This window comes from Pseudomonas sp. NFX98, assembly GCF_047784845.1.
Classification (GTDB): domain Bacteria; phylum Pseudomonadota; class Gammaproteobacteria; order Pseudomonadales; family Pseudomonadaceae; genus Aquipseudomonas.
The window spans coordinates 197,140-210,300 of record NZ_JBLNNF010000001.1; the positions used below are offsets into that span (position 1 = coordinate 197,140).

Genomic DNA, 13,161 nt, shown 5'->3' on the forward strand with positions numbered 1-13,161 from the left:
GTCACACGGTGTATTTGTCGAAGTCCTCGGGCCTGATTTGCGTCGACACCGCAAAGGTGTCGATACCGATGGTCATCTGCCCGAAAAAGCCATCTTCGCTGGAATCGCGGCCGAGGGTGTGAACGTTCAGGGTCGAGTCTTCCCCGCCCATGGTGGTGTAAAAGTAATCCTGATCGTTGGTCAATGCTGTCGCGGCCCGGCCACTGTATTGGCGGCTGCCGAGCACCGAGCGCGAGGCCACTTCGGGAAAGTACAGCTGCCCCACCCAGGCCACGTGCCGCTCCTCAAGATAGTTGTTGCCCGAGGTGATTCGCACGGCGACATGAATATGCAGGGCGCGGCCGGCATAGAAACCCGGAAAGATGCTGGTAAAGCGTACGTTGCCCGACTTGTCGGTGAACTGCCCGCCACGCAAGTACGTGTCGTCGTCGGTTCGCGGGATCGCACCGATATCGCCGACGTCGGCTTCAACGTCCGGATTGATTTTGCTCCAGCCCGAATAGGACCCGCGCGCATTGCAGTGCCAGATATCCACCAGCGCGTCAGTGACCGGTAGACCGGTCATGGCATCGACGATTTTCAAGCGCAGCACCAACGGAATGCCATCGGCGCCTTCGCTGATATTGCGACGGATCAGTTTCGGATTGCGGAAATACGGCCCGGCGATCTGCTCCGGGGAAAGCAGGCAAACGGGTGTTGCTGAGGTGTAGGCGTCCATGCCGTTCTCTCTTCCATAAGATGAACGCAGGCTAGCATTGGTCGGTTTTCAGGATGCGGTAACTATGTATCGCAGGATGTCCTTGTGGCTACATCACTTCTTTCAGGCAAAAAAAAACGGTGCACCGACCAAGCGCACCGTAAAGCCGTAGAACACACAACGAAGTGTCGGGTGAAGCGATCAGTCCAGCAGCGCCAGTGCCTCGGCGGTGCATTCCTGAATGCGGGCCCAGTCGCCGTTCTTGATCCACTCCGGGTCAAGCATCCAGCTACCGCCCACGCACATGACGTTTTTCAACGCCATGTAGCTCTTGATATTGGCCGGACCGACGCCGCCGGTCGGGCAGAATTTCACTTCGCCGAACGGGCCGCCCAGGGCCTTGATGGCTGCGACGCCGCCGCTGACTTCCGCCGGGAACAACTTGAAGCGGCGATAGCCCAAGCCGTAGCCTTCCATGATGCCCGAGGCATTGCTGATGCCCGGCAACAGCGGAATCGGGCTGGCGACGCTGGCTTCCAGCAGATCGCGGGTGATGCCTGGCGTGACGATGAACTGCGAGCCCGCCGCTTCGGCGGCGGCCAGCATCTGGCGGTCGAACACGGTGCCGGCACCGGTCATCAGTTCCGGACGCTGCTCGCGCAGGATCTGGATGGCCTTGAGGCCGAACTGCGAACGCAGGGTCACTTCCAGGGCGGTCAGGCCACCGGCGGCGAGGGCATCGGCCAGCGGCAGGACATCCTGCTCGCGGGCAATGGTGATCACCGGCAGGATCCGCGCCTTGGCGCAGAGGCTGTCGATCAGGGCAACTTTATCCGCCATGGAAACGGTCGGGGATGGGTTTTTCATAGCGGCTGTTCCTTGGCTCATGGGCACCAGTAAATCTCTAACGTGGGTTGCAGAAAAGCGCGAATCGGCATTGCGGCGACATCGTCACCGGCCAGTGCGGTATTCAGGGTGGTCAGCTTCGACTGACCGGAAATCGACAGAATCTTGTGCTTGGCCGAAGCCAGCAGCGCCCGGCTCATGGTCAGGCGCTGATGCGGCACGGTCGGCGCCAGCATTGGATAGCAGCGACGAATGCCGTCGGCCTGTAAGGCTTCGGCAAGGTTCGGGCTGTTGGGGAACAGCGACGCAGTGTGACCGTCATCGCCCATGCCCAACACCAACACGTCGATCACCGGCAACTCGGAGAGCAGACGGTCGGCGTGATCGGCAGCCTGTTCGAGGTTGGCGCTGGCGCTGTACAGGCTCAGGAATTGAGCCTTGGCCGCCGGGCCTTGCAACAGGTAGCGCTTGATCAGGCCGGCGTTGCTGTCGGCGTGCTCAACCGGCACCCAACGTTCGTCAGCCAGGCTGACGACCACGTTCGACCAGTCCAGCGCCTGCTTGGCCAAGTGCTGAAAAAACGCCACCGGGCTGCGGCCACCGGACACCACCAGGGTCGCAGTGCCCTGGGCATCGATCGCATCGCTCAATTGTTTGGCCACCTTCAGTGCCAGGCCTTCGGCGAGCAGCGTCGGGCTCTTGAACTCATGGGTGCTGACACCCTGAGGCAGTTTCAAATCAGATATCGCCATACCACGACCTCCCATCCCGCGTGATCAGAGCAATGGAGCTCATCGGCCCCCAGGACCCGGCCGCGTACGGCTTGGGCGCATCACCGGATTTTTTCCACCCGGCGATCAACTGGTCACACCAATTCCACGCGGCTTCGATTTCATCTTTACGGACAAACAGGTTCTGATTGCCGCGCATCACTTCCAGCAACAACCGCTCGTAGGCATCGGGAATCCGTGCGCTGCTCCAGGTGTCGGAAAAATTCAGCTGCAACGGACCGCTGCGCAGCTGCATGCCCTTGTCCAGGCCTTGATCTTTGGTCATCACACGCAAGGAAATGCCTTCGTCCGGTTGCAGGCGGATAATCAGCTTGTTGCTGATTTGCAGGCGCTGCTCGGGAGCGAAGATGTAGTGCGACGGTTCCTTGAAGTGGATGACGATCTGCGACAGTTTTTGCGGCATGCGCTTGCCGGTACGCAGGTAGAACGGCACGCCGGCCCAGCGCCAGTTGCGGATGTCGGCACGCAGGGCGACGAAGGTTTCGGTGTCGCTCTGGGTGTTGGAATTCGGTTCTTCCAGATAGCCCGGCACCGCTTTGCCTTCGCTGTAACCGGCGATGTACTGGCCGCGTACCACTTGGGTGGTCAGGCCTTCCGGGCTGATCGGCGCCAGCGCCTTGAGCACTTTGACTTTCTCGTCGCGGATGCTGTCGGCGGACAGGTCGGCCGGCGGGTCCATGGCGATCAGGCAGAGCAGTTGCAGCAGGTGATTCTGGATCATGTCCCGCAGCTGACCGGCCTTGTCGAAGTAGCCCCAGCGGCCCTCGATCCCGACTTTCTCGGCCACGGTGATTTCCACGTGGGAGATGTAGTTCTGGTTCCACTGGGTTTCGAACAGGCTGTTGGCGAAACGCAGGGCGATCAGGTTCTGGACGGTTTCTTTGCCCAGATAGTGGTCGATGCGGTAGGTGCGGTTTTCCGGGAAGAACTGCGCCACGGCGTCGTTGACCTTGCGCGAGGATTCCAGGTCCGAACCAATGGGTTTTTCCAGCACCACGCGGGTATTTTCCGCCAGGCCAACCTTCGCCAGGTTCTCGCAGATTGCGCCGTACACCGCGGCCGGGGTCGCAAAGTAGGCAATGACCCGCTGCGAGCTGCCGGCCATCTCGGCCAGGGCGACGTAGTCTTCGGACTTGAGGAAATCGACGTGCAGATAAGTCAGGCGTGCGAGAAAACGTTCGACAACGGCTTCGTCCAGCTCTTTGGCACCGACGTAGCGGCGCAGCTCGGAGGCGATGAACGTCAGGTGCTCCTGCTCGCTGCCAGGCTCGCGGGCCAGCGCGATGATCCGCGTGTCCTCATGCAAGAGGCCGGCGCCGTCGAGTTGATAAAGGGCAGGAAACAACTTTCGCAGGGCCAGATCGCCGAGGGCGCCGAACAAGGCAAAGGTGCACGGTTCAACCGTAATCGAGAGCATGATGTTTGTTCTTTTATCAAGTTAAGCTACAAATACCTTTTTTCAAGGCATCACTCAAGGGAAAATGTAGTAATAACCACAACATTTTCGCAAAATACAGATTCCGAGTGGTGGTCGGTCGGAGCCATCAGTAGGATAGGCCACCGTTATGGGCCACACCAAAGGCCCTTTTTGCATTAGCCGCGCGCTTATCGGCGCAGGTGAATCAAGGATACTCATATGGACCGCGTGCGAAATTTACTGGAACAGATCCAGAGTCGCCTTGAAGAGTTGAACAAGGCCGAACGCAAAGTCGCCGAGGTGATCCTGCTCAACCCACAGCAGGCCACCCGTTTCAGCATCGCCGCCCTCGCCCAGGCCGCTTCGGTCAGCGAGCCAACGGTCAACCGTTTCTGCCGTTCATTCGGTGTCAGCGGCTACCCCGAGTTGAAGCTTCAGTTGGCCCAAAGCCTGGCCAGCGGAGCTGCCTATGTCAGCCGAGCGGTTGAAGCTGACGACAATCCGGAAGCGTATACCAAGAAGATTTTCGGCAGCGCCATTGCGTCCCTGGACAGCGCCTTGCAGGCACTGGACCCGAACCTGATCAGCCGCGCCGTCGACCTGTTGATCCAGGCCCGGCAAATCCACTTCTTCGGCCTCGGCGCCTCCGCCCCGGTGGCGCTGGATGCGCAGCACAAGTTCTTCCGTTTCAACCTGGCCGTGACCGCCCATGCCGATGTGCTGATGCAGCGCATGATTGCCTCGGTGGCGCATACGGGCGAATTGTTCGTGATCATTTCCTACACCGGCCGCACCCGCGAACTGGTGGAAGTGGCGCGCATTGCCCGGGAGAACGGCGCTTCGGTACTCGGCTTGACCGCAGAGAATTCACCGCTGGCCAAGGCCAGTACGTTGAGCCTGAACATTCCGCTGCCGGAAGACACCGACATCTACATGCCGATGACTTCGCGGATCATTCAATTGACCGTGCTCGATGTGCTCGCCACCGGCATGACCTTGCGTCGCGGGGTGGATTTCCAGCCGCATTTGCGCAAGATCAAAGAGAGTTTGAATGCGAGCCGGTATCCGGTGGGCGACGAGTTTAATTAGGACGCATAGAGAAAGATCGCAGCCTCGTTTCACTCGACAGCTCCTACAGGTGTACACGTTTCCTTGTAGGAGCTGTCGAGTGAAACGAGGCTGCGATCTCTTGATTTCAGACCCCCACCCGCGCCTGCAAACTCAAATGCGCCCGCTCCCCCGGTTTCAGGCACAGGCTATCGGTGCCGCCGCTCGCGGCCTCCACGCAAACGAATTCGGATATCTCGTTCCAGCTCACTCCCAGCAATGGCCGTGAGCCCGGATGCCAGACCACCGTGTCAGCCGTATCGCCAGTGTCGATGCACAACGCCCGATCCCAGGCGTGGTCATTTAGCTGCAACTCGCCGTCATGCTGGAACACCCGCTGACAGCCGCCATCGACGCGCAACTCGCCTTCCTGCTGGCAAACCTGGCGGTTCAACTGATCGTAACCCTGCGCGCCTTCAAGCCCAGACAGCGCTACCTCACCAACGTCGCCAATACGCCAGTAAGCGTGCAACGCCTGACTCAACTGGCACGGCATGTCGTCCTGATGCTCGGTACTCAGGCGCAAATCCATGCGTTCGCCCAAGTGCGCATGCAGGTCCACCTGCCAGTCACACAACTCCAGCTGCCAATGCAAACGCACGCCATCGTCATCACTGCTGCTGTCGATCAACTTCCAGTCGAGCAAGCGCGCCCAACCATGGGACGGCCAGGCGTTTTCACTCGGATGCCGGCCATACCACGGCCAACACACCGGCACGCCACCGCGAATCGCGCCGACCTGCGGCCACTTCGCTGCGCACCACAACCACGGCTTTTGGTCCTTGGGCTGAAAGTGCAGCAACTGCGCGCCCTGGCGACTGAACACCGCCTGACACAGCGGATGATCAATCACCAACACGTCGCGCTTCTGATAGCGCTCCCACGCGAACACCGGACGTTCGCGCAAGGATTTGAAGAAGCGTTGTAGCGGATGCTCAAGCATGTGCCACGGTCCTGAAAATCATCTGTTGCCGGGGTGCGCCCTCCCCAAAAAAAAGCGGACAGCCTTGGCTGTCCGCAAAAATGCGCACATAGAGAGGAGCTTATCGCAGTCGCGTTAGAACACCGACTGAATTTTCAGGCCGGCGACCAAAGCGTTGTCGACTTCATCCACACCACCCGGGTGAGTGATGTACTGCAGGTTAGGACGCACGGTCAGCCAGTTGGTGACGTGGAAACCGTAGTTGAGCTCGTAGTTGTATTCGGTCTCACGCAGCGGCGAGAACAATGGATCTTCGTAGTTGCTCACACCATTGGCGGCGTTGGTCAGCTCGGCATTTTTCTTCACGTCATCGTTGACATGGATACGGGCGAAGCCGATGCCCAGGTCATCTTTCGGACGTGCATCGAACGGGCCTTTGTACACGAACATCAGCGACTGGTAGTTGTCGACGATGTTGGTGTCCTTGTCGTGGAAAGTTGCGTTGGCGGCGATGTTCAGACCGCGGCTGGCGTCACCGTTATGGCTGGTGAGTTGCTGTTGTGCAACGAACCAGTAGCCGTGCTTGCTGCTGTGGCTGCGATAGGCGTTGCCGCTGGTGGCCGCGTCATCGCCGTTGTCATCTTCACGGACGTCATCGGCGCTGGCAGTGCTTTTGTAGTAACCGACACGGTATTCGCCCGGCAGGTTGCCTGGGTTAGGCAGCCACACCAGTTCAACCGGCAGGACGGTGCCGGCAGTACCGCTGCCGCTGAGCTTGAAGCCGTTACCGTGTTCCAGCTGCGACGGGTTCTGGTTGTACGCGCCGATCTGCGCATACCACTCAGGCGAGATGTTGTACTTCACGCGGATCGCCGCTTGGCTGACCGGCCAGTTGTACCAGATGTTGGTCGCCCAGTTACCCACTTGGGAACCGCAGAACGCCAGGTTCTGGAATTCGCACGGGAAGGTGTTGAAGTCTTCGCCTTCACCGAAGTAACCGGCCTTGACGTCCAGTTTGTTGTCGAGGAACTGATGCTTGATCCACAACTGGGTCAGACGAACCATGTGGCCACGGCCGTAGACTTCCTGCGAGGAGCTCAAGGTGCCGGCACGCGGGTCGCCGACACGGTCGTTGGAGATGTTTTCACCGTTACGGTTGGTCAGCTGGATCTTGGCCTGGGTGTTGTCCCAGCCGAACAGCTTCTCCAGGTCCAGCGCCGCGCCCAGACCGAACTGGTCGGAGTAACGCGCAGTCTTGTCGTTGTTGAACCCGCCGTGGAGGTTGCCGCCCACTTCACCGACGTAATCCATTTTGATGTCGATGCCCTGCTCGATCAGCTTGGTTCGTTCGCCACCCCAATCCCCGGTCATCCATTCTGAATCGGCGCTAAACGCGTCAGCCGCGTGGACGCTACCGGCCAGTGTCATTGCTGCAATGGCAGACAACTGGCAGATAAGCTGAGCGCTGTTCTTCTTCTTCATCCCTACATCCTCGTTTTATTGTTATTAACTTTTCTTTTTCTAACGCGGTTACATCCCCTGTGGGAGCGAGCTTGCTCGCGAAGGCGCAATCACATTCAACATCGATGTCGACTGACCCACCGTCATCGCGAGCAAGCTCGCTCCCACATTGATTTCCTATCGACCTTTGAATTGCGCGACGTTGGCAGCGTGCGATTCGGTTTTCGGTAAGGCGGCAACCCCCAGGCGCTCGCCAGTATTGGCATCGAACAGCAGCACTTTCGCCGGATCGAATTGCAGGGTCAGGGTCTCGCCTACCTGCGGTGCCACGTCCGGCGCCAGACGGCAGCAGACCTTGGTGTCGTTGAGATTGACGAACACCAGCGTGTCCGGACCGGTCGGCTCTGTAACCTGAACTTCAGCGCGAATGGTCGGCAATCCATTGGCATCGCCGTTCGCCAGCATGATCTGCTCAGGACGCAGGCCAAGGATCACTTCGCGATCTTCCAGTCCGGCATCCTGCATGCTCATCGGCAGCTCGCAACGCGCCTGGCCACTGTCCAGCAGCGCGACCAGACGGCCGTCCTTGCGTTGCAGGCGCAACGGAATGAAGTTCATGGGCGGCGAGCCGATGAAGCTCGCCACAAACAGATTGGCCGGGTTGTTGTAGATGTCTTTCGGCGTACCGAACTGCTGGATGATCCCGTCCTTCATCACCGCCACCTTGTCGCCCAGGGTCATGGCTTCGATCTGGTCGTGGGTCACATAGACCGTGGTGGTTTTCAGGCGCTGGTGCATCAGTTTCATTTCGGTGCGCATCTCGACCCGCAGCTTGGCGTCGAGGTTGGACAGCGGTTCGTCGAACAGATAAATCTTCGGACGACGCGCCAGGGCACGGCCCATGGCAACGCGCTGCTGCTGGCCGCCAGAGAGTTGGCCAGGCTTGCGATTGAGCAGGTGTTCGATCTGCAACAGCTTGGCCACCCGGGCGACTTCCTCGTCGATGGCCGACTGATTCATCTTGCGGATTTTCAGACCGAATTCGATGTTCTCGCGCACGCTCATGGTCGGATACAGCGCGTAGGACTGGAACACCATGGCGATGTCGCGATCCTTGGGGCTCATGCCGCTGACGTCCTGATCGCCGATCATGATCGCGCCGCCAGTGATGGTTTCCAGACCGGCGATGCAGTTCATCAGGGTCGACTTGCCGCAACCCGAAGGTCCGACCAGGATCAGGAACTCACCGTCCTTGATCGACAGTTCGATGTTCTTCAAGGTGTCCGGCAGGCCGGCGCCATAGGTCTTGTTTACATTGCGAAGTTCGAGCGTTGCCATGATTACCCCTTGACTGCGCCGGCCGTAAGGCCGCGCACGAAATACTTGCCTGCGACCACATAGACCAGCAGGGTCGGCAGCCCGGCGATCATCGCCGCTGCCATATCAACGTTGTATTCCTTGGCGCCGGTGCTGGTGTTGACCAGGTTGTTCAGCGCGACCGTGATCGGTTGCGAATCACCGCTGGAGAACACCACGCCGAACAGGAAGTCGTTCCAGATCTGGGTGAACTGCCAGATCAGGCAGACCATGATGATCGGCGTCGACATCGGCAGAATGATCCGGCGGAAGATGGTGAAGAAGCCCGCGCCATCGAGGCGTGCGGCTTTCACCAGCGCATCCGGAATGCTCACGTAGTAGTTGCGGAAGAACAGCGTGGTGAATGCCAGGCCGTAAACCACGTGCACGAACACCAGCCCGGTGGTGGTGCTTGCCAGGCCCATCTTGCCGAGGGTGAACGACGCCGGCAGCAGCACGGTCTGGAACGGCAGGAAGCAACCGAACAGCAGCAGACCGAAGAACAACTGCGAACCACGGAAGCGCCACATCGACAGCACGTAGCCGTTCAACGCACCGATCGCCGTCGAAATCAGCACCGCCGGAACAGTGATCTTGATCGAGTTCCAGAAGTAACCGTCGACCGTGGCCCAGGCCTTGACCCAGCCGATACCGGTGACCACGGTCGGCCAGCTCAGCAGGTTGCCGGTGCTGATGTCTTCCGGGGTCTTGAAGCTGGTCAACAGCATGACCATCAATGGAATCAGGTAAAGCAATACGGCGAGGATCAGCACCGCGTAGATCGCGATGCGACTCAGGCTGATGGCAGGTTTGACAGCGAGACTAGTCATGACGCTTGGTCCTCAGCTCGGAGTACAGGTAAGGCACGATGATTGCGAGAATCGCACCGAGCATCAGAATCGCACTGGCCGAGCCCATGCCCATCTGGCCGCGACTGAACGTGAAGGAGTACATGAACATCGCCGGCAGGTCAGAGGAATAGCCCGGACCACCAGCCGTCATCGCCGCCACCAGGTCAAAACTCTTGATCGCGATGTGCGCCAGAATCATCACCGCACTGAAGAACACCGGGCGCAGGCTCGGCAGTACCACTTTCCAGTAGATCGTCGGCATGCTCGCGCCATCGATTTGCGCGGCACGGATGATCGATTGATCGACACCGCGCAGGCCGGCGAGGAACATCGCCATGATGAAGCCCGAGGCTTGCCAGACCGCAGCGATCACCAGGCAATAAACCACGCGATCCGGGTCGATCAGCCAGTCCAGGCGGAAGCCTTCCCAGCCCCAGTCCCGAAGCAATTTGTCCAGGCCCATGCCTGGGTTGAGCAGCCATTTCCAGGCAGTACCGGTGACGATCATCGAGAGCGCCATCGGGTACAGGTAAATAGTGCGGATGAAGCCTTCGCGACGGATTTTCTGGTCGAGGAAAATCGCCAGTGTCACGCCGATCACCAGCGTGATGCCGATGAACATGCCGCCGAACAGCGCCAGGTTCTTGCTCGCCACCCACCAGCGGTCGTTGTCGAACAACCGTGCGTATTGCGCCAGGCCCGCCCACTTGTAGTTCGGCAGGAATGTCGAGGTCGTGAACGACAGAACGAACGTCCACAGGATGTAGCCATAGAAGCCCACCAGAACGATGAACATGCTCGGCGCCAGCACCAGTTTTGGAAGCCAGCGTTGCAATGCATCGAACGGCGAGGCTTTGCTGAACACAGCAACAGAACTCATGGGGAAATCCAGTACGAGAGAAAAGGACTACTTTGGAAATGCTTCCCCTTGTAGGAGTGAGCCTGCTCGCGATAGCGGTGTGTCAGTCACCCAATCATTGAATGACAGATTGCAATCGCGAGCAGGCTCGCTCCTACAGGGGTCAGGCATTACTTGGCCGATTGAACCGCCGCGCCCAATTTCTTGGCGGCGTCAGCCGGGTCGGCTTTCGGGTCGTTGATGTAGTTGGTCACCACATCGAAGAACGCGCCCTGTACCGCCAGCGTGGTCGCCATGTTGTGCGCCATGCTCGGCTGCAGGCCGCCGGACTTGGCGTCTGCCAGGAAGTCCTTGGCGGCGGTCTGGGCGCAGGAGTCAAAACCGTATTTGCCCATGTCCGCCAGCATGTCGTTCCGCACCGGGATCGAGCCCTTGTTGATGCTGAAGACTTTCTGGAAGTTCTCACCCAGCACGACCTTCGCGATGTCCTGCTGACCGGCAGCGGTGCCCGCGTCTTTCTGCTTGAACACCGCCAGAGAGTCGATGTTGTAGGTGAAGGCCTTGTCGGTGCCCGGGAACGCGACGCACTCGTAGTCCTTGCCGGCGACTTTCTTGGCGGCGGTCCATTCGGACTTGGCCCAGTCACCCATGATCTGCATGCCGGCCTTGCCGTTGATGACCTTGGCCGCTTCCAGGTTCCAGTCCTGGCCTTTGCCGTCGGCGTCCATGTAGGTCGCGACTTTCTTCAGCTCGGTCAAAGCCTTGACCATTTCCGGTCCGGTCAGCGCTTTGTTGTCGAGATCGACCAGGGCTTTCTTGTAGCCATCAACGCCCATCACCGAGAGCACAACGGCTTCGAACACGGTGCTGTCCTGCCAAGGCTGACCGCCGTGGGCGAGCGGAATAAAACCCGCAGCCTTGAGCTTGTCACCCGCGGCGTAGAATTCTTCGAGGGTGGTTGGTGGTTTTTCAATGCCCGCTTTCTTGAAGACTTCCGGATTGATCCACAGCCAGTTGACGCGGTGGATGTTCACCGGCACGGCGACGTAATCACCTTCGTACTTCACGGTATCGGAGACTTTCTTGTCGAGCAGGCTGTCCCACTTCTCCGATTTGGCCACGTCTTTCAGGACATCGGTGTCGAGCAGGCCGGTAGACGCCCACTCCTGAATATCCGGCCCCTTGATCTGGGCCACGCCTGGCGGGTTACCCGCAACGGCACGGCTTTTCAGCACGGTCATGGCAGTCGCACCGCCACCACCGGCGACTGCGCCGTCCTTCCAGGTGAAGCCGTCTTTCTCGACTTGGGCCTTGAGGACATCGACCGCTGCCTTTTCGCCACCCGACGTCCACCAATGCACGACTTCCACGGAACCTTTGGATTCGGCGGCAAGAACACTGAGGGGGAGCGCAGACAGGGAAGCGAGAGAAATGACAGTAGCGAGGCGAGAAATCGCATTCATCTAGTAGTACCTTTCTTGTTGTTATGCATGCAAGTCTGGTGCTTGCGCTGCATAGGATTTTAAACAGGGGAAGCCCCTTCGCAGGTAACGAAGGGACGCGCGAATGTCACTGCATGGTTACATAGAACCGCTCTGGGACAACTGTGCCAGCGCACTGGCCATGCTCGGCGCCAGCGGCAGTCGCGGGATCAACAAGGCTTGCCAGGCGTGATACAGGTCGGGTTTTCCGGCCCAGATGTCGGCACTTGGACGGTTCAACGGGTCGAGTTCGTGATGCCAGCTGCCGTCGCAGCGGTCAATGAAATGACTGTCACAAAATTCCCAGAACAGTCGGTACCAGCGCTCGAATTGTTCATCGCCGGTGCGCTTGAGCAAGGCACTGGCGGCGGCGCTGGCTTCGCAATGGGTCCAGTGCAGGCGATGACGAACCACCGCTTTGTTGTCCCAGTCGAGGGTGTAGACAATGCCCGGCGCGCCGTCGACGTCCCAGCCATGCAGGCAATTTTGCTCGAAGAGTTTTTGCGCATCAGTGGCCAGCCAACCCGGCGTCAACATCCCGGCCTGCACCCGCGCCGCTTCGAGGTGCAGCAACAGCCGCGCCCATTCAAAGCCGTGGCCCGGCGTGGTGCCGTAGGGGCGGAAACCGTCGGCCGGGTTGTCGTGGTTGTACTCGCGCAGCGGCTGCCAGTCGCGATCGAAATGCTCGACCACCAGGTAATCGTTGGCGGCGGCGTGACCATGAATCACCCGCTCGACAATGCGCTGCGCTCGGCACAACCAGCGGTTGTCATCGGTGACATCGGCCAGCGCCAGAAACGCTTCGGTGGCGTGCATGTTGCTGTTGGCGCCGCGATAGGCTTCTTCATCACTCCAGTCACGGTTGAAGGATTCGCGCATGGCGCCCTCCTCTTCGCTCCAGAAATACGTGTCGATAATGTCGATGGCATCATCGAGCAACGCTTGCGCGCCGGGGCGTTGCGCGACCACAGCGGAGCTGGCAGCCAGCGCGACGAAGGCATGCAGATAGGCGTTCTTGCCGGTGTTGCCATCGCGGTGCTCAGCGACCGCGAACCAGCCACCGTGCACGGCATCGCGCAGCGGACCGCGCAGTGCCTCGACACCGTGATCGACCAGCTCGGCAAACCCCGGCAGGCCTTGAATGTGGGCCATGGCGAAGCTGTGGGTCATGCGCGCGGTGTTCATGGTTTCGGCTTGCGCGTCGGCCGGCAGATGACCGCGTTCATCGAGATTGCCGAAGCCTTCAGGCAGCTTCGAAGCCTTGGCGAACGCCAGCATTCGCAAGCCTTCGGCAGCGAGCCATTGCTGGTGTGCAGGTGCGTTCAGCCAACTGCTGAAAGCAGGTTGGAAGGTGTGCATGGGAGACCTTTTTT

12 protein-coding genes are annotated in these 13,161 nt (G+C 59.7%); 1 reads left to right on the forward strand and 11 read right to left on the reverse strand.

Features of this window, described 5'->3' with window-relative positions; all coding sequences use genetic code 11:
* Position 1: 1 nt before the first annotated feature.
* The 4 genes from ACM110_RS00875 to zwf form a co-directional block, all read right to left on the reverse strand.
* Positions 2-718 (reverse strand): intradiol ring-cleavage dioxygenase, encoded by a 717-nt coding sequence (locus tag ACM110_RS00875; protein ID WP_416126191.1) that lies wholly within the window; start codon positions 716-718, stop codon positions 2-4.
* 180 nt (positions 719-898) lie between these two features.
* On the reverse strand, positions 899-1,564 hold the full coding sequence (locus tag ACM110_RS00880; RefSeq protein ID WP_416126192.1) for a bifunctional 4-hydroxy-2-oxoglutarate aldolase/2-dehydro-3-deoxy-phosphogluconate aldolase: 666 nt from the start codon (positions 1,562-1,564) through the stop codon (positions 899-901).
* A gap of 17 nt (positions 1,565-1,581) precedes the next feature.
* Entirely contained in the window at positions 1,582-2,295 is a 714-nt protein-coding gene (gene pgl / locus ACM110_RS00885) for a 6-phosphogluconolactonase (protein ID WP_416126193.1), read from the reverse strand.
* Positions 2,282-3,751: a glucose-6-phosphate dehydrogenase gene (gene zwf, locus ACM110_RS00890; protein WP_416126194.1), complete on the reverse strand. Its 1,470-nt coding sequence runs from the start codon at positions 3,749-3,751 to the stop codon at positions 2,282-2,284. Before zwf ends, pgl begins: the two co-directional genes overlap by 14 nt.
* A 228-nt stretch (positions 3,752-3,979) precedes the next feature.
* On the opposite strand from zwf, the gene ACM110_RS00895 reads away from it, so the two are divergent.
* On the forward strand, positions 3,980-4,840 hold the full coding sequence (locus ACM110_RS00895) for a MurR/RpiR family transcriptional regulator (RefSeq protein ID WP_173668879.1): 861 nt from the start codon (positions 3,980-3,982) through the stop codon (positions 4,838-4,840).
* 106 nt (positions 4,841-4,946) lie between these two features.
* Here ACM110_RS00895 and ACM110_RS00900 read toward each other — a convergent pair whose 3' ends face one another.
* The 7 genes from ACM110_RS00900 to ACM110_RS00930 form a co-directional block, all read right to left on the reverse strand.
* Positions 4,947-5,801 (reverse strand): D-hexose-6-phosphate mutarotase, encoded by an 855-nt coding sequence (locus ACM110_RS00900; RefSeq protein WP_416126195.1) that lies wholly within the window; start codon positions 5,799-5,801, stop codon positions 4,947-4,949.
* Between the two features lie 114 nt (positions 5,802-5,915).
* Positions 5,916-7,262: a carbohydrate porin gene (locus ACM110_RS00905; protein WP_338582587.1), complete on the reverse strand. Its 1,347-nt coding sequence runs from the start codon at positions 7,260-7,262 to the stop codon at positions 5,916-5,918.
* A gap of 156 nt (positions 7,263-7,418) precedes the next feature.
* Entirely contained in the window at positions 7,419-8,579 is a 1,161-nt protein-coding gene (locus tag ACM110_RS00910; protein WP_416126196.1) for an ABC transporter ATP-binding protein, read from the reverse strand.
* A gap of 2 nt (positions 8,580-8,581) precedes the next feature.
* Positions 8,582-9,427: a carbohydrate ABC transporter permease gene (locus ACM110_RS00915; protein WP_416126197.1), complete on the reverse strand. Its 846-nt coding sequence runs from the start codon at positions 9,425-9,427 to the stop codon at positions 8,582-8,584.
* Complete coding sequence (locus ACM110_RS00920; protein WP_338582590.1) at positions 9,420-10,328, reverse strand: sugar ABC transporter permease; 909 nt, start codon at positions 10,326-10,328, stop codon at positions 9,420-9,422. Before ACM110_RS00920 ends, ACM110_RS00915 begins: the two co-directional genes overlap by 8 nt.
* A gap of 149 nt (positions 10,329-10,477) precedes the next feature.
* On the reverse strand, positions 10,478-11,770 hold the full coding sequence (locus tag ACM110_RS00925) for an ABC transporter substrate-binding protein (protein WP_338582591.1): 1,293 nt from the start codon (positions 11,768-11,770) through the stop codon (positions 10,478-10,480).
* A gap of 117 nt (positions 11,771-11,887) precedes the next feature.
* On the reverse strand, positions 11,888-13,147 hold the full coding sequence (locus ACM110_RS00930; protein WP_416126198.1) for an AGE family epimerase/isomerase: 1,260 nt from the start codon (positions 13,145-13,147) through the stop codon (positions 11,888-11,890).
* Positions 13,148-13,161 lie beyond the last annotated feature (14 nt).